Source organism: Caenispirillum bisanense (assembly GCF_039523075.1).
In the GTDB taxonomy this organism is placed as follows: domain Bacteria; phylum Pseudomonadota; class Alphaproteobacteria; order Rhodospirillales; family Rhodospirillaceae; genus Caenispirillum; species Caenispirillum bisanense.
This window is the reverse complement of the sequence record NZ_BAAAEP010000024.1, coordinates 15,738-35,198: the sequence shown is the minus strand read 5'-3', so window position 1 is coordinate 35,198 and position 19,461 is coordinate 15,738. Positions and strand designations below refer to the sequence as shown.

The window sequence follows — 19,461 nt, the reverse complement described above, 5'->3', positions numbered from 1 at the left end:
GGTAGGCAATGTAAAGGAAGATGGTCTGACAGAGGGAGTTCCCGATCATGCGCGACCACCGTTTTTCGCTGCTTGGTGCTGTAGCCGTCGTTGCCGCCGGCCTTGCCTGGACCGCCGCGGCGGCCGAGACCACCCTCCTGAACGTGTCCTACGACCCGACCCGCGAGCTGTACCGCGAGTTCAACCAGTCCTTCGCGGCGGCGTGGAAGAAGGAGACCGGCGAGTCGGTGTCGTTCCAGATGTCGCACGGCGGGTCCGGCAAGCAGGCGCGGGCGGTGATCGACGGTCTGGCGGCGGATGTGGTGACGCTGGCGCTCGCCTACGACATCGACGCCATCGCCGAACACACCGGCCTCATCAACGCCGACTGGCAGGCGGAACTGCCCAACGACAGCGCGCCCTACACCTCGACCATCGTGTTCCTGGTGCGCAAGGGCAACCCGAAGCAGATCACCGACTGGGGCGACCTGGTGAAGGACGGCGTGCAGGTCATCACCCCCAACCCCAAGACGTCGGGCGGAGCGCGGTGGAACTTCCTGGCCGCCTGGGCCTGGGCGCTGGAGCACAACGGCGGCGACGAGGCCAAGGCGCGCGAGTTCGTGGGGCAGGTGCTGCGCAACGTGCCGGTGCTCGACACCGGCGCCCGCGGGTCGACCACCACCTTCGTCCAGCGCGGCATCGGCGACGTGCTGCTGGCGTGGGAGAACGAGGCCTTCCTCGCCATCGAGGAACTGGGGCCGGACACGGTGGAGATCGTCGTCCCGTCGCTCAGCATCCTCGCCCAGCCGCCGGTGACGGTGGTGGACGGCAACGTCGACAAGCGCGGCACCCGCAAGGCGGCGGAAGCCTACCTCGCCTACCTCTACAGCCCCGAGGGCCAGCGGCTGGCGGCCAAGCACTACTACCGCCCGGTGAAGCCCGAACACGCCGATGCGGCCGACATCGCCCGCTTCCCCGACCTCAAGCTGGTCACCATCACCGACACCTTCGGCGGCTGGCAGGCGGCGCAGGCCAAGTTCTTCGCCGACGGCGGCGTGTTCGACCAGATCTACCAGCCCAAGTGAGGCAGCCATGATCGCCCGCCGCACCGCCCCCGGGTGGCTGCGCCCGAGCGTCATCCCCGGCTTCGGGCTGACGTTCGGGGTGACGGTCGCCTATCTCGGCCTCATCGTGCTCATCCCGCTGTCGGCGGTGGTGGTGCGGACCGCCGGCCTCGGCTGGCAGGAGTTCCTGGCGCTGGCCACCGACGGCCGCACGGTGGCGGCGGTGCGCCTCAGCTTCACCACCGCCCTGCTGGCGGCGGCGATCAATGCGGTGTTCGGCCTGCTGGTGGCGTGGGTGCTGGTGCGCTACCGCTTCCCCGGCAAGCGGCTGGTGGACGCCATGGTCGACCTGCCGTTTGCCCTGCCGACGGCGGTGGCCGGCATCGCCCTGACGGCGCTTTACGCCGGCAACGGCTGGATCGGCCGCTTCCTGGAACCGCTGGGGCTGAAGGTGGCCTATGCCCCGGCCGGCATCGTGGTGGCGCTGACCTTCATCGGCCTGCCCTTCGTGGTGCGCACCGTGCAGCCGGTGCTGCAGGACCTCGACCGCGAGGTGGAGGAAGCCGCCGCTACCCTGGGCGCCGGCCGTGCCCGCACCCTGGCGCGGGTGATCCTGCCGGCGTTGTCGCCGGCGCTGCTGACCGGCTTTGCGCTCGCCTTCGCCCGTGGGGTCGGCGAGTACGGCTCGGTCATCTTCATCGCCGGCAACATCCCGCGGGTGTCGGAGATCGCGCCGCTGCTCATCGTCATCCGGCTGGAGGAGTTCAACTATGCCGGGGCGACGGCGGTCGCGGTGATCATGCTGACGCTCAGCTTCGTCATCCTGCTGCTCCTCAACCTGATCCAGGCCTGGAGCCGCGCCCGCATGGAGAAGGGCTGACCATGGCGACCCTGTCCACCACTCCCGCCGCCCCCGCCGCCGCGCCGCGCCGGCTGCGCTCGCCGGTGAGCGAGTCGGCGCCGGTGCGGGCGCTGCTGATCGCCGGCGCCTTGCTGTTCCTGCTGCTGTTCCTTGCGCTGCCGCTGGTGGTGGTGTTCGTCGAGGCGCTGCGGGCCGGCGTCGGCACTTATCTCACGGCGCTGACCGAGCCCGACGCGGTGGCGGCAATCAAGTTGACGCTGCTGGTGGCGGCCATATCGGTGCCGCTCAACGTGGTGTTCGGCCTGTGCGCCGCCTGGGCCGTGGCGAAGTTCGAGTTCCGCGGCAAGAGCCTGCTCATCACCCTGATCGACCTGCCGTTCTCGGTGTCGCCGGTGATCGCCGGGCTGATCTACGTGCTGCTGTTCGGTGCCGCCGGCTGGTTCGGCTCGTGGCTGGCGGCGCAGGGGGTGCAGATCATCTTCGCGGTGCCCGGCATCGTGCTCGCCACCATCTTCGTCACCCTGCCGTTCGTGGCGCGGGAACTGATCCCGGTCATGCAGCAGCAGGGCACCGATGACGAGGAGGCGGCGCTGTCGCTGGGCGCCAGCGGTTGGCGCACCTTCCTGACCGTCACCCTGCCCAACGTGAAGTGGGGGCTGCTCTACGGCGTGCTGCTGTGCAACGCCCGCGCCATGGGCGAGTTCGGGGCGGTGTCGGTGGTGTCCGGGCACATTCGCGGCTTCACCAACACCATGCCGCTGCACGTCGAGATTCTCTACAACGAGTACAACTTCGCCGCCGCCTTCGCCGTCGCCTCGCTGCTGGCTGCCCTCGCCCTCGTCACCCTGGTCCTCAAGACCTGGCTGGAAGGGCGCGGGGCGGGCGGCCGCGCCGGCCATTGATGGAGTCAGTCCCATGCAGATCGAGGTTCGCGGCATCCGCAAGGCCTTCTCCGGCGCCAACGCCGCCGCCGCCCTGGACGACATCGCCCTGACCGTGCGGTCGGGGGAACTGCTGGCGCTGCTCGGGCCGTCGGGCTCGGGCAAGACGACGCTGCTGCGGGTCATCGCCGGGCTGGAGTTCCCCGACGCCGGCGAAATCCTGTTCGACGGCGCCGATGCCTCCCGCCGCACCGTGCAGCAGCGCAACGTCGGCTTCGTGTTCCAGCACTACGCCCTGTTCCGCCACATGACGGTGCTCGACAACGTCGGCTTCGGGCTGGCGGCGCGGCCGCGCGCCACCCGGCCGCCCAAGGCCGAGATCCGCCGCCGGGCCGAGGAACTGCTCGCCCTGGTGCAGTTGCAGGGGCTGGAGCACCGCTATCCGGCGCAGCTGTCGGGTGGTCAGCGGCAGCGGGTGGCGCTGGCCCGCGCCCTTGCCATCGAGCCGACGGTGCTGCTGCTCGACGAGCCCTTCGGGGCGCTGGATGCCAAGGTGCGCAAGGACCTGCGGCGGTGGCTGCGGCAGCTGCACGACCGCACCGGCCACACCACCGTCTTCGTCACCCACGACCAGGAAGAGGCGCTGGAGCTGTCCGACCGCATCGCCATCATCAACCAGGGCCGGCTGGAGCAGATCGGCACGCCGGGCGAGGTCTACCTGCACCCCGCCAACGCCTTCGTGTTCGAGTTCCTGGGCGCCGCCAACGTGCTGCCGGTGGAGGTGCGCGACGGCCGTGCCTTCGTCGATGGCTGCCCGGTGCCGGTGGCCGAAGGGGTGGCGGCGGGCGACGGCCGTTACACCCTGCACGCCCGCCCGCACGACCTGGTGCCGGCGGCGGAACGTCAGGCCGCCGGGCTGGTGGGGGTGACGGAGCTGGTGCGGGTGTCGCCGGGCCTCGTGCGTGTCGACATGAAGGTCGGCGGCCTGCCGCGCCCCATCGAGCTGGAACTGCCCATGCAGGCGGAGACGTGGTCGGACTTGCGGCCGGGCCAGCCGCTGCGGGTGCGCATCGACCGCTACCGCCTGTTCGCGGCATGAGACGGAGCGGCGGCTTGCGGCGGACCGGCGGTTGAGCGAGGCTTGGGCTCCCACCGCCCGGACCCGGCCATGACCACCGATCAGATCCTCATCCTCGCGCTGCTGCTGGCGACCCTGGTCGCGCTCGCCGCCCACCGCTGGCGTCACGACGTGGTGGCGGTGGCGGCGCTGTTGGCCGGGGTCGGGCTCGGGCTGGTGCCGGCGGCGGAGGCCTTCTCCGGCCTTGCCAACCCGGCGGTGGTGACGGTGGCCGCTATCCTGGTGCTGGGGCGGACGCTGGTGGGCATGGGGGCGCTGGATGCCTTCGCCGCCCGCATCGGCGCCCTGCCGGTGGGGCAGACCGGGTTGATGGCGGTGCTGTGCGCCGCCGCCGCCTTCTTCTCCGCCTTCATGAACAACGTCGGCGCCCTGGCGCTGATGATGCCGGTGGCGCTGGCGGTGGCGGCGCGGCGCGGGCTGTCGCCGGGGCTGGTGCTGATGCCGGTGTCCTTCGCCACCCTGCTGGGCGGCATGACCACCCTCATCGGCACGCCGCCCAACCTGCTGATCTCCCAGTTCCGCGAGCAGGCCATGGGCGAGCCCTTCGCCATCTTCGCCTTCACCCCCTATGCCCTGCCGGTGGCGGTGGCCGGGGTGGCGTGGCTGGCGCTGGCCGGCTGGCGGCTGCTGCCGGAAACCGCCTTTGCCGCCGCCGATCACCGCCCCACCTTCGAAGTCGGCCACTATCAGACCGAACTGGCGGTGCCGCCGGGATCGCCGCTCATCGGCCGCAGCCTGCCGGAGGTGGGGGACGACCTCGCCATCCACGGCGTGCTGCGCGACGGCGCCCGCCTGTTCGCCCGCCCCGGCGCCATCGTGCTGGCGGCCGGCGACATCCTGCTGGCGGAGGCCGACCTTACCACCATGGAACGGCTGGTGGCGGAGGGCGCGGTTACCCTCGGCACCGTCGCCGCGCCGGCGGAGTTCGTCGAGGCGGTGGTGACGCCGGGGTCGGTGGTGCTGGGCAGCGCGCTGGGCGCCCTTTATGCCGACGACCGCTGGGGCATCTCGGTCGCCGCCGTCGCCCGCAGCCGGCGGCGCTACGAGGGGCGGCTGGAGGATCTCACCCTGGCGGTTGGCGACGTGCTGCTGCTGCATGGCCCGGCGGAGCAGGCGCGGCAGGCCATCGACGACATGGCCTGCCTGCCGCTGCAGGCGCGGCCGATCTCGCTGGCGCGGCGGCGGCCGCGGCTGGCGGTGGCGGTCTTCGCCCTCGGGCTGGCGGCGGCGGCGAGCGGGATGGTGTCGCCGCCGGTCGCCTTCACCGCCGCCGTGCTGGCGCTGGTGCTGGGCGGGATGTTGCCGGTGGGCGACGTCTACCGCCGCATCGACTGGTCGGTGATCGTGCTGCTGGCAGCCCTGGTGCCGCTGGGCGCCGCCCTGGCCGACACCGGCGCCGCCGCCGCGCTCGCCCGCATGGCGCTCGACCTGGCGCAGGATGCCGGGCCGGCGGCGCTGCTGGCCATGACCTTCGTGTTCACGGTGCTGGTGACGCCGGTGCTCAACAACGTCGCCACCATCGTCGTCGTCGCCCCCATCGTGGTCAGCCTAGCAAGCCAAGCGGGCCTGTCGCCCGACCCCTTCCTCATCGCCGTCGCCGTCGGCGCCTCCGCCGATTTCCTGACCCCCTTCGGCCACCACAACAACACCATCATCATGGGCCCCGGCGGCTACCGCTTCGGCGACTACTGGCGCCCCGGCCTGCCGCTGGTGATCCTGACCGGGGTGATCCTGGTGCTGGTGCTGGCGTGAGCGGATGATGCAAGTCATTCTCAGCCCGCCTCCTGCCGTGGTATGAGGGCGACGGCCCCGGTTCCGCCTTTGGTCGCGGATGCGGGGCAGGAGCACAACCGCCAGCGAGGAGAGGTCCATGACGGGATCGGATGCGAAGGTCGTGGTGGTCACCGGCGCCAGCCGGGGCATCGGGCGCGGCATTGCGCGCGGCTTCGGCGCCGCCGGCTATCGCGTGGTGCTGGCGGCGCGCGACGCTGCGGCGCTGGAGGAAGCCGCCGCCGAGGCCCGCGCCGCCGGTGCCCCCGACACCCTCTGCCTGCCCGGCGACCTGCGCGAGGCGGACCGGCCGGCGGCGGTGGTGGAGGCGGCGGTGGCCCGGTTCGGGCGGCTCGACGCCATCATCAGCAACGCCGGCGCCACCAAGCGCGGCGACTTCCTGACGCTGACCGACGACGACATGCTCGACGGGTTCGCGCTCAAGTACCACGCCGCCGTGCGCCTGTGCCGCGCCGCCTGGCCGCACCTGCGGGCGAGCGGCGGCAGCATCGTCGGCATTTCCGGCATCGGCGCCCATACCCCGACCGCCGAGTTCACCATCGGCGCCCCGGTCAACGCCGCCGTCATCGCCTTCATGAAGGCATTGGCCGACCGTGGCCGGGCCGAGGGGGTGCGCGTCAACACCATCTGCCCCGGCGCCATCGCCACCGAGCGCCTGCACCGCCGCATCGCCACCCTGGCGGCGCGCGACGGCCTGAGCCTGGAAGCGGCGGAGGAGGCCATGCGCCGCGACATGGGCGTCAGCCGCTTCGGCAGCCCCGACGACATCGCCGCCATGGCGGTGTTCCTGTGTTCCGACCAGGGCGCCTACGTCCACGGCGCCACCATCGACGTCGACGGCGGCATCCGGCCGGGGGTGTGAGCGGCAGGGGCTCGCCTGTCAGGGCAGGCCGCGCTCCACCCGGGCGGTGAAGCGGTAGCCGTGGCCGCGCAGGGTTTCGATCAGGCTGCCGTCGTCGCCCAGCTTCTTGCGCAGGCGGCTGACCAGGATGTCGACGGAGCGGGCGCCGGCGTCGGGCTTCTTGTCGTCCACCGCCGCCGCCAGGGCCTCGCGCGACAGCAGCTGGCCGGGGCGGTCCATCAGGGCGCACAAGAGGTCGAACTCGGCCGCCGTCAGGGCCGGGTCGCGGCCGTCGGTGGAAACCAGCCGGCGGTTGGCGCGGTCCATCACCCAGCGGCCGAAGGAGAGGACATCGGGCGCCACCATGTCCAGGTTGCCGCCGCTGCGGTCGAGCACGTTGCGCACCCGCGCCAGCAGCTCGCGCGGGAAGAACGGCTTGGTGATGTAGTCGTCGGCGCCCAGTTCCAGGCCGCGGGCGCGGTCTTCCGGCTCGTCGCGGGCGGTGACCATGATGATGCCGAGGCGCGAGCGCGCCCGCAGCGACCGCGCCACCTCCAGCCCGTCGCAGTCGGGCAGGTTGAGGTCGAGCAGCAGCAGGTCCACCGGCTCGCTCTCCAGGATGGACTGCATGGCGAAGCCGTCGGCGGCGGTTCGGACCGCATAGCCGGCGTTGCTCAGGAATGCGGCAATCATCTCCCGCACCGCCCCTTCGTCCTCGACAACCAGAACGCGCTTCTTCCCGATCATCTCGCCCGGCCCTTCCGACTCCCCCGCCGCCATGGTGTCACGCCCCCGCTGCGGCGCCAATGGCGGCGATGGCGGCCGGGGCGGGAAACGGAGCGGAAAAGGACAGGGGAGAACAGGCAGTCGGCAGCATGGAAACCGGGTTCTGACAGAAAAGAAGCGGAAACGTCCTGTGGAAAAGCCGGTGGCGACAGAAAAGATGGGGCGTTATGGTGTATGAAGGTCTGAATACCCTTAACCGGATCAGCCGTAAATACATCAAACGCCGGGGCAGCGCACTCTGTTTCCGCTCTGCTTCCGCTGTGGGCATCTTTCTGTTTTGCCGATTTATTGCGCAGAAGCGCCCGCCGTTTCGGCAGTGCAGCATGCCGGGATGCCTCCGCCACGGGCACCTGCGACCGCCAGATCGAACGTTTCCAAGGGTTTGGCAGCGTTGGCACGGATGCTGCTGAAGGGGCTGCGTCATCCATTTCCTGGCGAGGACGCAAGCGATGAAGCGTATCCGTTCCCTGATTGCCGGAGCCCTGTGTGTCACGGGCGTGGCCGGTATCGCCATGCCTTCCGTGGCCGCCGACGACACCATCAAGGTCGGCATCCTGCATTCGCTGTCCGGCACCATGGCGATCTCCGAGACGACGCTCAAGGACGCCATGCTGATGCTCATCGACGACCTCAACGCCAAGGGCGGCCTGCTTGGCAAGAAGGTGGAGCCGGTGGTGGTCGACCCGGCCTCCGACTGGCCGCTGTTCGCCGAAAAGACCCGCGAACTGCTGGAGAAGCAGAAGGTCGCCGCCATCTTCGGCTGCTGGACCTCGGTGTCGCGCAAGTCGGTGCTGCCGGTGGTGGAGGAACTGAACGGCCTGCTGTTCTACCCGGTGCAGTACGAGGGCGAGGAAAGCTCCCGCAACATCTTCTACACCGGCGCCGCCCCCAACCAGCAGGCCATCCCGGCGGTGGAATACCTGATGAACGAGCTGGGCGTGGAGCGCTTCGTCCTGGCCGGCACCGACTACGTCTATCCGCGCACCACCAACAAGATCCTTGAGCAGTTCCTCAAGGACAAGGGCGTGGCCGCCGACGACATCATGATCAACTACACGCCGTTCGGCCATTCCGACTGGCAGACCATCGTCTCCGACATCAAGAAGTTCGGCTCCGCCGGCAAGAAGACGGCCGTGGTCTCCACCATCAACGGCGATGCCAACGTGCCGTTCTACAAGGAACTGGCCAACCAGGGCATCAAGGCGCAGGACATTCCGGTCGTCGCCTTCTCGGTCGGCGAGGAAGAACTGGCCGGCATCGACACCAAGCCGCTGGTCGGCCACCTGGCCGCCTGGAACTACTTCATGAGCGAGGACGCGCCCGTCAACGCGGCCTTCATCAAGACCTGGCACGGCTTCATCAAGGACCAGAAGCGCGTCACCAACGACCCGATGGAAGCCCACTACATCGGCTTCAACATGTGGGTCCAGGCCGTGAAGCAGGCCGGCACCGCCGACGTCGACGCCGTGCGCCAGGCCATGTACGGCCAGAAGGTGCCGAACCTGACCGGCGGGATCTCGGAAATGCTGCCGAACCACCACATCACCAAGCCGGTGCTGATCGGCGAGATCCAGCCCGACGGCCAGTTCGCTACCGTGTGGCGCACCGATGACCTGGTGGCCGGCGATGCGTGGTCCGACTTCATCCCCGAATCCGCCAAGCTGACCGCCGACTGGACCTACCCGTGGGTGTGCGGCAACTGCGAGAAGCCGACCTACGGCCAGGCCGGCATGTGATCGCCTGACCTCCGGCCCCGGCAGCCCGGCGGCGGTGTCCCTCCGCACCGCCGCCGGGCCTGCCTGTCCCCTCCGTCTTTCCGCCGCCGCCTGTCCCGACCGCCTGGGAGGTTCCGCCGTGCCGAGCCGTTCGTCCATGAAGCTGCTGCTCGCCTTCGTCCTGACCGTGGGGATCGGGCTGGCCCTGATGCTGTCGGCCGCCCTGCCGGTGCGCGCCGCCGGTGGAGATGAAGCGGCCTTCGCCGCTGCCGTCGCCGCCCTTGACCAGAAAAGCTTCGCCGACAAGGCCGAGGCGGTGACGGCGCTGGCCGCGCTCGCCCACCCGCGCACGCCGGAAGTGCTGCGCGCCCTGTCGGCCGGGCAGCTGGTGCGCCACAAGGAGACGGGCGCCATCCTCATCGCCGCCGGCGGCACCCTCACCGACGCCGCCACCGGCGAGGCCGCCGGCCGGGCCGATGGCGCGCCGCTGGCCAAGATCGTCGCCAACAACCAGATCCGCACCCGCATCGAGGCGCTGCTGGGCGCCTTCCTGCTGTTCAGCGACAAGCCGGCCGACCGCATCGCCGCCGCCAACCAGGCGCTCGCCACCCCCGCCGCCGAGACGGCGCCGCTGCTGGCCGAGGCGCTGGAGAAGGAAACCCACGCCGGCGCCCGCGCCGCCCTCGGCCGTGCCCTGGCCGCCGCCCATCTGGCCGGCGGCGGCAACGAGGCGGAGCGGCTGGCGGCGGTGGAGACGCTCGCCTCCACCAGCGACACCAGCGTCAAGGCGCTGCTGACCGCCGCCGCCGCCAACGATGCCGAAGCCAGCGTGCGCGAGGCCGCCGCCGACGCGGTGCGCGCCATCGACCGCCGGCTGGCGGTGCTGGATGTCGGCCAGAACCTCATCTTCGGCCTGTCGGCGGGCTCCATCCTGCTGCTGGCGGCCATCGGGCTTGCCATCACCTTCGGCGTCATGGGCGTCATCAACATGGCCCACGGCGAGATGATCATGCTCGGCGCCTACACCACCTTCGTGGTGCAGGAGGTGTTCCGCGCCACCCTGCCGCCGTCGGTCTTCGGGCTCTATCTGGTGGTCGCCATTCCCGCCGCCTTCGTGGTGGCCGGCGCGGTCGGCGTCGCCATGGAGCGCGGCATCATCCGCTTCCTCTACGGCCGGCCGCTGGAAACCCTGCTCGCCACCTGGGGCATCAGCCTGATCCTGCAGCAGGCGGTGCGATCCCTGTTCGGCGCCACCAACCGCGAGGTGGCGAACCCGGCCTGGATGTCGGGCTCGGTGGAGCTGCTAGGCCTGTCGCTGACCGCCAACCGCATCGTCATCATCCTGTTCGCCTTCGCCGTGCTGGCCGGGCTCGCCGCCTTCCTGCGGTGGTCGTCCATGGGCCTGAACATGCGCGCCGTCACCCAGAACCGCCGCATGGCCTCGGCCATGGGCATCCCGACCGGGCGGGTGGATGCGCTGACCTTCGGCCTCGGCTCCGGCATCGCCGGGGTGGCGGGCGTCGCCATCAGCCAGGTCGCCAACGTCAGCCCCAACCTCGGCCAGGGCTACATCGTCGACAGCTTCATGGTGGTGGTGTTCGGCGGCGTCGGCTCCCTGTGGGGCGCGCTGGCGGGGGCCTTCTCGCTCGGCATCGTCAACAAGTTCCTGGAGCCGGTGGCGGGCGCCATGCTCGGCAAGATCCTGGTGCTGGTGTTCATCATCCTGTTCATCCAGAAGCGCCCGCGCGGCCTGTTCGCCCTGCGCGGCCGCGCCGTCGAGAACTGATCCGCGAGAGGAAGGGAGCAATCGACCATGGGACCGATCACCCGCCGTCTCGCAAGCCTGGAGAAAGGGCGCGGCTGGACCGTCTTCCTGATCCTCACCGCCGCCTTTGCGGTCGGCGTGCCGCTGCTCAACGCCTACGCCCCGCCGGGCAGCGCCCTGCACGTGCCCACCTGGGTGGTGCAGCTGATGGGCAAGTACCTGTGCTATGCCCTGCTGGCGCTGGCGCTGGATCTGGTGTGGGGTTTCGCCGGGGTGCTGAGCCTCGGCCACGGCGCCTTCTTCGCGCTCGGCGGCTATGCCATGGGCATGTACCTGATGCGTCAGATCGGCGACCGCGGCGTCTATGGCAATGCCGAGCTGCCGGACTTCATGGTGTTCCTGAACTGGAAGGACCTGCCGTGGTACTGGTGGGGCTTCGACCAGTTCTGGTTCGCCGCCCTCATGGTGGTGCTGGTGCCGGGCGCGCTGGCCTTCGTGTTCGGCTGGCTGGCCTTCCGCTCGCGCATCACCGGCGTCTATCTGTCGATCATCACCCAGGCCATGACCTACGCCCTGATGCTCGCCTTCTTCCGCAACGAGATGGGCTTCGGCGGCAACAACGGCCTGACCGACTTCAAGGAAATCCTCGGCTTCGACATGAGCCGCGACGCCACCAAGGTCGGGCTCTACGTGGCGACCGTGCTGATGCTGGCCGCCGCCTACCTGGTGTGCCGCTTCATCGTGACGTCGCGCCTCGGCCGCGTGCTGCTGGCCCTGCGCGATGCCGAGAGCCGGGTGCGGTTCCTCGGCCATTCGGTGACCGGCGCCAAGCTGTTCGCCTTCACCGTCTCGGCCATGATCGCCGGCATCGCCGGCGCGCTCTATGTGCCGCAGGTGGGCATCATCAACCCGTCGGAGTTCTCGCCCGCCAACTCCATCGAGGTGGCGATCTGGACCGCCGTCGGCGGCCGCGGCACCCTGTTCGGCCCCATCCTCGGCGCGCTGACGGTGAACGGCGCCAAGTCCTTCTTCACCGGCGTCGCGCCGGAGGTGTGGCTGTTCTTCCTGGGCGCCCTGTTCGTCGTCGTCACCCTGTTCCTGCCCAAGGGCCTGGTCGGGCTGGCGGCGACGCTGAAGGGCCTGCGCCGCCCGACGCTGCCCACCCCCGAGCCCCAGCCGAGCGGAGAGAAGACCCATGCCTGAGCCCGCCATCGCCACCAACCACGGCCCGGCGGCGCTGGCCGCCGGCAGCATCCTCTACCTCGACGGCGTCTCGGTCAGCTTCGACGGCTTCAAGGCGCTGAACACCCTCAGCCTCGTCATCGCGCCCGGCGAGATGCGCACCATCATCGGCCCCAACGGCGCCGGCAAGACCACCATGATGGACGTCATCACCGGCAAGACCCGGCCCGACGAGGGCGCGGTGCTGTTCGACGGGTCCGTCGACCTGACCAGGCTGGACGAGGCCGCCATCGCCAACCTGGGCATCGGCCGCAAGTTCCAGAAGCCGACGGTGTTCGAGAACCTGACGGTGTTCGAGAACCTGGAGCTGGCGCTGAGAGGCCCGCGCCGCACCTTCGCCGTGCTGCTGGCGAGCCTGACCGGCGGCCAGCGCGACCGCATCGACGCCGTGCTGACCACCATCCGCCTGACCGAGCGGGCGCAGGCGCTGGCCGGCGCCCTCAGCCACGGGCAGAAGCAGTGGCTGGAAATCGGCATGCTGCTGGCGCAGGAGCCGCGCTTCCTCATGCTCGACGAGCCGGTGGCCGGCATGACCGACGCCGAGACGGAACAGACCGCCGACCTGCTGCGCGAAATCGCCCGCGACCGCTCCGTCCTCGTGGTCGAGCACGACATGGAATTCGTGCGGGCGCTCGGCTGCAAGGTCACGGTGCTGCACGAGGGCTCGGTGCTGGCCGAAGGCAGCCTCGCCACCGTGCAGGCGAACGAGCGTGTCATCGAAGTCTACCTGGGGCGCTGACCATGCTGACGGTATCCGACATCCATCTGCACTACGGCGCCTCCCACACCCTGCGCGGGGTCGGGCTGACGGCGCAGAAGGGGCGGGTGTTCTGCCTGCTCGGGCGCAACGGCGTCGGCAAGACGTCGCTGCTCAACGCCGTGCTCGGCCTGCATCCGGTGTCGCGCGGCGCCATCCGGTGGGAGGATGACGACATCACCCGCCTGCCCACCCACCAGCGGGCGCGGCGCGGCATCGCCTATGTGCCGCAGGGGCGCGAGATCTTCCCCCGCCTGACCGTGCGCGAGAACCTGGAAACCGCCTACGCCTGCCTGCCGCGCGGCGAGCGCCGCCTGCCCGACGAGATCTTCGAGCTGTTCCCGGTGCTGAAGTCCATGCTGCACCGGCGCGGCGGCGACCTTTCCGGCGGCCAGCAGCAGCAGCTCGCCATCGCCCGCGCCCTGGTCACCAAGCCGCGCCTGCTGGTGCTCGACGAGCCGACGGAGGGCATTCAGCCCAGCATCATCAAGGACATCGAGCGGGTCATCCGGTTGCTCGGGCAACGCGGCGACATGGCGATCCTGCTGGTGGAGCAGTATTTCGAGTTCGCCCGCGACCTCGCCGATGATTATGCTGTCATGGACCGCGGCGAGGTGGTGCTCGCCGGTACCCGCGACAGCATGGAGGAGGCGGATGTCCGCCGTCACCTTACGGTGTGAGCCTGCGCCCTCCCGCTTCCACGGCCGCCTGCGCATCGCCGCCGGGCCGCGCGACCTGCGCGACCTGCATCAGGCGGCGCCCCTGCGCGCCCTGTTCCCGCGCGTGGCGGCCGAGGAACCGCTGACCGCCTGCCTCACCAACACCGCCGGCGGGCTGGTCGGCGGCGACGTGCTGGAGGTGGCGGTGGAGGCCGAACCCGGCGCCCGCCTGCTGGTCATGGCGCAGGCGGCGGAGAAGGTCTACCGCTCCCTCGGTCCCGACGTGCGCATGACGGTGTCCTTGTCCGCCGGCGCCGGCGCGTGGCTCGAATGGCTGCCGCAGGAGACCATCCTGTTCGACGCCGCCCGCCTGCGCCGCCTGACGACGCTGAACGTCGCGCCGGGCGCGCGCGCCCTGGCCGGCGAGATGGTGGTGTTCGGCCGCACCGCCCACGGCGAGACGGTGAAGACCGGCCTGCTGCGCGACGCCTGGGAGGTGCGCCTCGGCGGCCGGCTGGTGTGGATGGACGCCCTGCACCTGGATACTCCCTTGCGCGCTCCGCTCGACCACCCCGCGGGCTTCGGCGGCGCGGTGGCGGCGGCGACGGCGGTGTGCGTGGGCGACGGGCTGGAGGACTTGCGCGACGGCGTCCGCGCGCTGGCGGGCCGCGAGTCCGTGCTGCGCGGCGCGACGGTGGTCGGCGGCGTGCTGGTGGTGCGCTGGCTCGGCCGGGACGCGGCGGCATTGCGGGCCGACTTCGCGGGCGTCTGGAGCTGGCTGCGGCAGGCGGCGGGCGGGCTGCCGGAGAAGCTGCCGCGGTTGTGGCATGTGTGAGAGGTCTGATTAACCACCAAGACACAAAGACACCAAGGGCAACACTCATTGGTCCGTCGGGCAGAACAGGCGGCCCTGCCGGCAGGTCGCTCCGACCAATGAACTGACCACAGCCTCCTTGGTGTCTTGGTGCCTTGGTGGTTCAAAATGCCGACGTGGCATGTGTGAGAGGACGGATTAACCACCAAGACACAAAGACACCAAGGAAACACCCATAGCCCATCGGGCAGAGCAGGCGGTGCCGCCTGAGCTTGATCCGGCATGGGAGTGAGGAACGGCCTCTTGGTGTCTTTGTGTCTTGGTGGTTCAAACCCACCCGACGGAGGGAACGAAGGCACAATGAACCTGACGCAGCGGGAAAAGGACAAGCTTCTGGTCGCCATGGCGGCCATGGTGGCGCGCAGGCGGCTGGAGCGGGGGGTGAAGCTCAATTACCCCGAGGCGGTGGCGCTCATCACCGATTACGTGGTCGAAGGCGCCCGCGACGGGCGCACCGTCGCCGACCTCATGCAGGCCGGCGCCACCGTGCTGACCCGCGAGCAGGTGATGGAGGGCATCGCCGAGATGATCCACGAGATCCAGGTGGAAGCCACATTCCCCGACGGCACCAAGCTCGTCACCGTCCACCATCCCATCCGCTGAGGAGGCGCGTCATGATCCCCGGAGAGATCCTCCCGGCGGCGGGCGAGATCGTGCTCAATGCCGACCGCCCCACCGTCACGGTCACCGTGAAGAACACCGGCGACCGGCCGGTGCAGGTGGGCAGCCACTTCCACTTCGCCGAGGTCAACGGCGCGCTCGACTTCGACCGTGAGGCGGCGCGCGGCCATCGCCTCGACATCCCCGCCGGCACGGCGGTGCGGTTCGAGCCGGGGCAGGCGCGTGACGTGACGCTGGTGCCCTTCGTCGGCGACCGGGTGGTGATCGGGTTCAACGGCCGCGTCGACGGCTCGCTGGGGGACTGACGGGCATGGCTTTCCGCATCGACCGCGCCGCTTACGCCGGCATGTTCGGCCCCACCGTCGGCGACCGCGTGCGCCTCGCCGATACCGACCTGCTGATCGAGGTGGAGAAGGATTTCACCACCTACGGCGAGGAAGTGAAGTTCGGCGGCGGCAAGGTGATCCGCGACGGCATGGGCCAGTCGCAGCGGTCCCGCGCGCAAGGGGCGGTGGACACCGTCATCACCAACGCGCTCATCGTCGACCACTGGGGCATCGTGAAGGCCGACGTGGGACTCAAGGACGGCCGCATCGCCGCCATCGGCAAGGCCGGCAATCCCGACGTGCAGCCGGGCGTCGAGATCGTCGTCGGTCCGGGGACGGAGGTCATCGCCGGCGAGGGCCGCATCCTCACCGCCGGCGGCATCGACGCCCACATCCACTGGATCTGCCCGCAGCAGGTGGAGGAGGCGCTGCATTCCGGCGTCACCACCATGCTCGGCGGCGGCACCGGCCCGGCGGAGGGCACCAACGCCACCACCTGCACCCCCGGCCCCTGGCACCTCGCCCGCATGATGCAGGCGGCGGAAGGGCTGCCCATCAACATGGGCTTCTTCGGCAAGGGCAACGCGAGCCGCCCCGACGCCCTGCGCGAGCAGGTGGACGGCGGTGCCATCGGCCTCAAGCTGCACGAGGACTGGGGCACCACCCCGGCCGCCATCGACTGCTGCCTGACGGTGGCGGACGAGATGGACATCCAGGTCGCCATCCACACCGACACCCTGAACGAAAGCGGCTTCGTCGAGAACACGGTGGCCGCCTTCAAGGGCCGCACCATCCACGCTTTCCACACCGAAGGGGCGGGCGGCGGTCATGCGCCCGACATCATCAAGCTGGCCGGCGTCGCCAACGTGCTGCCGTCGTCCACCAACCCGACGCGGCCCTTCACGGTGAACACGCTCGACGAGCACCTGGACATGCTCATGGTGTGCCACCACCTCGACCCGCGCATCCCCGAGGACGTGGCCTTCGCCGAAAGCCGCATCCGGCGCGAGACCATCGCGGCGGAGGATATTCTCCACGACCTCGGCGCCTTCTCCATGATCTCGTCGGACAGCCAGGCCATGGGGCGGGTCGGCGAGGTCATCACCCGCACCTGGCAGACGGCGCACAAGATGAAGGTCCAGCGCGGCCGCCTGCCCGAGGAGACGGGCGACAACGATAACGTCCGCGTGCGCCGCTACATCGCCAAGTACACCATCAACCCGGCGCTGGCCCACGGCATCAGCCGCCATGTCGGCTCGGTGGAGGTGGGCAAGCTGGCTGACCTGGTGCTGTGGAAGCCGGCCTTCTTCGGCGTCAAGCCCGACCTGATCCTGAAGGGCGGCATGATCGCGGCGGCGCTCATGGGCGACCCCAACGCCTCCATCCCGACGCCGCAGCCGGTCCACTACCGCCCCATGTTCGGCAGCTTCGGCCGCGCCGTGGGGGCGAGCTGCGTCACCTTCGTCTCCGGCGCCTTCGCCGCCGCGGGCGGGGCGGAGCGTCTGGGGCTCGCGCGCTCCGTCCTGGCGGTGGAGGGCTGCCGCACGGTGCGGAAGGCCGACATGGTGCTGAACGGGGCGTGCCCGCATATCGAGGTCGACCCCGAGACCTACGAAGTACGGGCCGACGGCCAGTTGCTCACCTGCGAACCCGCCGACGTGCTGCCCATGGCGCAGCGGTATTTCCTGTTCTGACCCGGTTTGGGAACCACCAAGACACCAAGACACCAAGGGGACCGTCCAAGCCCCGGCCCGAGGTGTCCCCCTCCCGGCACTCCTTCTCGGTGTCTTTGTGTCTTGGTGGTTCAGACACCACTCCCCCCAAGGACGACCCCATGACCCGCGCCACCTCCGTCCTTCCCGCCGGCACCTGGGACGCCGCGTCCGCCGTCGGCACCGTCACCCTGCCCGTTGCCGAGCGCCATCGCCGCCGTATCCGCCTGCCGGTGGACGACGGTGGCGACGTGCTGCTCGACCTGCCCGATGCCGTCATGCTCATGGACGGCGACGGCCTCGCGCTGGAGGGCGGCGGCGTGCTGCGCGTCGTCGCGGCGGCGGAGGAGGTGGCGGACATCACCTGCACCGACCCGCTGCACCTCGCCCGCATGGCGTGGCACCTGGGCAACCGGCATCTGCCGCTGCAGGTGGTGGACGCGCACACGCTGCGGATCGCGTGGGACCACGTCATCGCCGCCATGGTGCAGGGCCTCGGCGCCGGCGTCCGCCGCCGCTCCGCCCCCTTCCAGCCGGAGGGCGGCGCTTATTCCGGCGGCGGCCACGGACACCACCACCACGACGACCACGCTCATGATCACTGACGGCGCCCTCTACCGCCTGATGACCTGGCTGTCGCCGTCCTTCCCGGTCGGCGCCTATACCTATTCCCACGGCCTGGAGTGGGCGGTGGAGAGCGGCGCCGTGCATGACCGGGCGACGCTGGAGGACTGGGTGCGCGGCGTGCTCGCCCACGGCGCCGGCCGCAGCGACGCCGATCTGTTCCGCGATGCCTGGGGCGCCGACGCCGCTGCCCTCGACCGGGTGATCGAGGTCGCCGACGCCTTCCGCGGCACCGCTGAGCTGGCGCTGGAAAGCGCCGCCCAGGGCCGCGCCTTCCTCACCGCCGTGCAGGCCAGCTGGCCGCACCCGCGTCTCGGCGCCCTGGCCGGGCGCTGCGCCGCCCTCGACCGGCCGCCGGCCTATCCGGTCGCCGTGGCGGTGGCGGCGGCGGCCCACGGCGTGCCGCTGGCGCCGGCGCTGACCGCCTTCCTGCACGCCTTCACGGCCAATCTGGTGAGTGCGGCGGTGCGGCTGGTGCCGCTCGGCCAGACCGACGGCCAGCGGGTGCAGGCGGCGCTCGCCCCGGCGGTGGCCGAGGCCGCCCGTGCCGCGCTCGCCCGCCCGGCGGAGGATTTCGGCGCCGCCGCGCCCATGGTCGACCTGTTCAGCATGTTCCACGAAACCCAGTACACGAGGCTGTTCCGCTCATGACCGCTTCCGCTTCTTCCCCGCTTCGCGTCGGCATCGGCGGCCCGGTGGGCTCCGGCAAGACGGCACTGCTTGATGCGTTGTGCAAGGCCATGCGCGACACCTGGCGCATCGCCGCCATCACCAACGACATCTATACCCGCGAGGACGCCGAGTTCCTCACCCGCTCGGGCGCCCTGCCGCCGGAGCGCATCGCCGGGGTGGAGACGGGCGGCTGCCCGCACACCGCCATCCGCGAGGACGCCTCCATCAACCTGGCGGCGGTGGCGGAGATGCACCGCAAGTTCCCCGACCTGGAGGTGATTTTCGTCGAAAGCGGCGGCGACAACCTCTCGGCCACCTTCTCGCCGGAACTGGCCGACATCACGCTCTACGTCATCGACGTGTCGGCCGGCGACAAGATCCCGCGCAAGGGCGGGCCGGGCATCACGCGCTCCGACCTGCTGATCATCAACAAGATCGACCTCGCGCCCATGGTCGGTGCGTCGCTGGAGGTGATGGACCGCGACGCGAAGAAGATGCGCGGCACCCGGCCCTTCCTGTTCGCCCAGGTGAAGGACGGCAAGGGCGTGGCGGAGGTGATCGACTTCATCGTCCGCACCGGCGGCCTGCGCGACCCGCGCTGACCGCCGGCGCGGCGGCCGCCGTCAGGGCTCGGTCGGGGCGGGGGGACCGAAGCGGTTGTCCCCCTCGCTGCCCTTGATGACCATGAAGTACAGCAGCACCAGGATGCCCAGAACGGGGATGAAGGCGATGAGCAGCCACCAGCCGCTCTTGTCCACATCGTGCAGGCGGCGGACGCCGACCGCCAGGCTGGGGATGATCACCGCCAGGGTGTAGAGCCCGCCCAGCAGGCCGAGCCCCGCCCCGTCGCTGTACGTGCCGGTGACGCTGTCGACCACCGCCAGGATGATCGAGACGATGATGTTGAACAGAACGAAAAACCAATACTCCGACCGCAGCGCACGGCCATTGAACTGGGCATAGTTCTTAAGGACGCGAACGTACCATTGCATTTGCGGCACCTATGAAAGTTGGCTGAAGAGCAATGCGACGTTAGGACGTGACCCGCCCCTACAAGAGGCTGATAACCCTTTTACTTGTAATGGCATCATGCTCTGCGTCGCCGGGCGCTCTGTCAAGCCGCCCTCGTTCGGTGCCTGGTGTTGCTGCTTT

Annotated in this window: 20 protein-coding genes; 18 read left to right on the top strand and 2 right to left on the bottom strand. The window is 70.3% G+C overall.

The genetic code is table 11. The annotated features are described in order from the left end of the window. Positions 1-47 precede the first annotated feature (47 nt). The 6 genes from ABD056_RS12180 to ABD056_RS12155 all read left to right on the top strand — a co-directional run bounded on the left by ABD056_RS12180 (position 48) and on the right by ABD056_RS12155 (position 6,577). Positions 48-1,064 carry a sulfate ABC transporter substrate-binding protein gene (locus ABD056_RS12180; RefSeq protein ID WP_343866971.1) on the top strand — a complete coding sequence of 339 codons (1,017 nt, stop codon included), beginning with the start codon at positions 48-50 and terminating at the stop codon, positions 1,062-1,064. 7 nt (positions 1,065-1,071) lie between these two features. Next, positions 1,072-1,923 (top strand): sulfate ABC transporter permease subunit CysT, encoded by an 852-nt coding sequence (gene cysT / locus ABD056_RS12175; protein ID WP_343866970.1) that lies wholly within the window; start codon positions 1,072-1,074, stop codon positions 1,921-1,923. Between the two features lie 2 nt (positions 1,924-1,925). Next, positions 1,926-2,807: a sulfate ABC transporter permease subunit CysW gene (cysW, locus tag ABD056_RS12170; protein ID WP_343866968.1), complete on the top strand. Its 882-nt coding sequence runs from the start codon at positions 1,926-1,928 to the stop codon at positions 2,805-2,807. Between the two features lie 13 nt (positions 2,808-2,820). Further along, positions 2,821-3,885, top strand: coding sequence for a sulfate/molybdate ABC transporter ATP-binding protein (locus tag ABD056_RS12165; protein WP_343866967.1), 1,065 nt, complete (start codon positions 2,821-2,823; stop codon positions 3,883-3,885). A gap of 69 nt (positions 3,886-3,954) precedes the next feature. Further along, positions 3,955-5,676: an SLC13 family permease gene (locus tag ABD056_RS12160; RefSeq protein WP_343866966.1), complete on the top strand. Its 1,722-nt coding sequence runs from the start codon at positions 3,955-3,957 to the stop codon at positions 5,674-5,676. A gap of 118 nt (positions 5,677-5,794) precedes the next feature. Continuing rightward, positions 5,795-6,577 carry an SDR family oxidoreductase gene (locus ABD056_RS12155; RefSeq protein WP_343866964.1) on the top strand — a complete coding sequence of 261 codons (783 nt, stop codon included), beginning with the start codon at positions 5,795-5,797 and terminating at the stop codon, positions 6,575-6,577. Between the two features lie 18 nt (positions 6,578-6,595). On the opposite strand, the gene ABD056_RS12150 is transcribed toward ABD056_RS12155, so the two are convergent. Continuing rightward, entirely contained in the window at positions 6,596-7,303 is a 708-nt protein-coding gene (locus ABD056_RS12150) for a response regulator transcription factor (RefSeq protein WP_343866963.1), read from the bottom strand. A gap of 551 nt (positions 7,304-7,854) precedes the next feature. Between ABD056_RS12150 and urtA the strand changes: the two genes are divergently transcribed. The 12 genes from urtA (at position 7,855) to ureG (ending at position 18,911) form a co-directional block, all read left to right on the top strand. Beyond that, positions 7,855-9,078 (top strand): urea ABC transporter substrate-binding protein, encoded by a 1,224-nt coding sequence (urtA, locus tag ABD056_RS12145; RefSeq protein ID WP_343866962.1) that lies wholly within the window; start codon positions 7,855-7,857, stop codon positions 9,076-9,078. Between the two features lie 118 nt (positions 9,079-9,196). Then, a complete protein-coding gene (gene urtB / locus ABD056_RS12140) occupies positions 9,197-10,843 on the top strand; it encodes an urea ABC transporter permease subunit UrtB (RefSeq protein WP_343866960.1) in 1,647 nt (548 codons plus the stop codon). 27 nt (positions 10,844-10,870) lie between these two features. Further along, positions 10,871-12,025 (top strand): urea ABC transporter permease subunit UrtC, encoded by a 1,155-nt coding sequence (gene urtC, locus ABD056_RS12135; protein ID WP_343866959.1) that lies wholly within the window; start codon positions 10,871-10,873, stop codon positions 12,023-12,025. Next, the gene (gene urtD / locus ABD056_RS12130) at positions 12,018-12,803 is read left to right on the top strand and encodes an urea ABC transporter ATP-binding protein UrtD (protein WP_343866958.1); all 786 of its coding nucleotides are present in this window, start codon (positions 12,018-12,020) and stop codon (positions 12,801-12,803) included. Before urtC ends, urtD begins: the two co-directional genes overlap by 8 nt. 2 nt (positions 12,804-12,805) lie before the next feature. Next, positions 12,806-13,501, top strand: coding sequence for an urea ABC transporter ATP-binding subunit UrtE (gene urtE / locus ABD056_RS12125; protein ID WP_097281157.1), 696 nt, complete (start codon positions 12,806-12,808; stop codon positions 13,499-13,501). Beyond that, a complete protein-coding gene (locus ABD056_RS12120; RefSeq protein WP_343866956.1) occupies positions 13,476-14,315 on the top strand; it encodes an urease accessory protein UreD in 840 nt (279 codons plus the stop codon). Before urtE ends, ABD056_RS12120 begins: the two co-directional genes overlap by 26 nt. 339 nt (positions 14,316-14,654) lie before the next feature. Then, entirely contained in the window at positions 14,655-14,957 is a 303-nt protein-coding gene (locus ABD056_RS12115; protein WP_343866955.1) for an urease subunit gamma, read from the top strand. 11 nt (positions 14,958-14,968) lie between these two features. Continuing rightward, entirely contained in the window at positions 14,969-15,280 is a 312-nt protein-coding gene (locus ABD056_RS12110; RefSeq protein WP_343866954.1) for an urease subunit beta, read from the top strand. A 5-nt stretch (positions 15,281-15,285) separates the two neighbouring features. Then, positions 15,286-16,995, top strand: coding sequence for an urease subunit alpha (ureC, locus tag ABD056_RS12105; protein WP_343866953.1), 1,710 nt, complete (start codon positions 15,286-15,288; stop codon positions 16,993-16,995). A 140-nt stretch (positions 16,996-17,135) separates the two neighbouring features. Next, on the top strand, positions 17,136-17,618 hold the full coding sequence (gene ureE / locus ABD056_RS12100; protein WP_343866952.1) for an urease accessory protein UreE: 483 nt from the start codon (positions 17,136-17,138) through the stop codon (positions 17,616-17,618). Further along, positions 17,608-18,288, top strand: coding sequence for an urease accessory protein UreF (locus ABD056_RS12095; protein WP_343866951.1), 681 nt, complete (start codon positions 17,608-17,610; stop codon positions 18,286-18,288). The genes ureE and ABD056_RS12095 overlap by 11 nt, the downstream gene beginning before the upstream one ends. After that, on the top strand, positions 18,285-18,911 hold the full coding sequence (gene ureG, locus ABD056_RS12090; RefSeq protein ID WP_343866950.1) for an urease accessory protein UreG: 627 nt from the start codon (positions 18,285-18,287) through the stop codon (positions 18,909-18,911). The genes ABD056_RS12095 and ureG overlap by 4 nt, the downstream gene beginning before the upstream one ends. A 21-nt stretch (positions 18,912-18,932) precedes the next feature. On the opposite strand, the gene ABD056_RS12085 is transcribed toward ureG, so the two are convergent. Beyond that, on the bottom strand, positions 18,933-19,301 hold the full coding sequence (locus ABD056_RS12085) for a DUF805 domain-containing protein (RefSeq protein WP_343866949.1): 369 nt from the start codon (positions 19,299-19,301) through the stop codon (positions 18,933-18,935). Positions 19,302-19,461: the final 160 nt, after the last annotated feature.

Coding starts and splice junctions, on each gene's coding strand:
- ABD056_RS12180 (WP_343866971.1), top strand. CDS start 48: ATGCGCGACCACCGTTTTTCGCTGCTTGGTGCTGTAGCCGTCGTTGCC.
- cysT (WP_343866970.1), top strand. CDS start 1,072: ATGATCGCCCGCCGCACCGCCCCCGGGTGGCTGCGCCCGAGCGTCATC.
- cysW (WP_343866968.1), top strand. CDS start 1,926: ATGGCGACCCTGTCCACCACTCCCGCCGCCCCCGCCGCCGCGCCGCGC.
- ABD056_RS12165 (WP_343866967.1), top strand. CDS start 2,821: ATGCAGATCGAGGTTCGCGGCATCCGCAAGGCCTTCTCCGGCGCCAAC.
- ABD056_RS12160 (WP_343866966.1), top strand. CDS start 3,955: ATGACCACCGATCAGATCCTCATCCTCGCGCTGCTGCTGGCGACCCTG.
- ABD056_RS12155 (WP_343866964.1), top strand. CDS start 5,795: ATGACGGGATCGGATGCGAAGGTCGTGGTGGTCACCGGCGCCAGCCGG.
- ABD056_RS12150 (WP_343866963.1), bottom strand. CDS start 7,303: ATGATCGGGAAGAAGCGCGTTCTGGTTGTCGAGGACGAAGGGGCGGTG.
- urtA (WP_343866962.1), top strand. CDS start 7,855: ATGCCTTCCGTGGCCGCCGACGACACCATCAAGGTCGGCATCCTGCAT.
- urtC (WP_343866959.1), top strand. CDS start 10,871: ATGGGACCGATCACCCGCCGTCTCGCAAGCCTGGAGAAAGGGCGCGGC.
- urtD (WP_343866958.1), top strand. CDS start 12,018: ATGCCTGAGCCCGCCATCGCCACCAACCACGGCCCGGCGGCGCTGGCC.
- urtE (WP_097281157.1), top strand. CDS start 12,806: ATGCTGACGGTATCCGACATCCATCTGCACTACGGCGCCTCCCACACC.
- ABD056_RS12120 (WP_343866956.1), top strand. CDS start 13,476: ATGTCCGCCGTCACCTTACGGTGTGAGCCTGCGCCCTCCCGCTTCCAC.
- ABD056_RS12115 (WP_343866955.1), top strand. CDS start 14,655: ATGAACCTGACGCAGCGGGAAAAGGACAAGCTTCTGGTCGCCATGGCG.
- ABD056_RS12110 (WP_343866954.1), top strand. CDS start 14,969: ATGATCCCCGGAGAGATCCTCCCGGCGGCGGGCGAGATCGTGCTCAAT.
- ureC (WP_343866953.1), top strand. CDS start 15,286: ATGGCTTTCCGCATCGACCGCGCCGCTTACGCCGGCATGTTCGGCCCC.
- ureE (WP_343866952.1), top strand. CDS start 17,136: ATGACCCGCGCCACCTCCGTCCTTCCCGCCGGCACCTGGGACGCCGCG.
- ABD056_RS12095 (WP_343866951.1), top strand. CDS start 17,608: ATGATCACTGACGGCGCCCTCTACCGCCTGATGACCTGGCTGTCGCCG.
- ureG (WP_343866950.1), top strand. CDS start 18,285: ATGACCGCTTCCGCTTCTTCCCCGCTTCGCGTCGGCATCGGCGGCCCG.
- ABD056_RS12085 (WP_343866949.1), bottom strand. CDS start 19,301: ATGCAATGGTACGTTCGCGTCCTTAAGAACTATGCCCAGTTCAATGGC.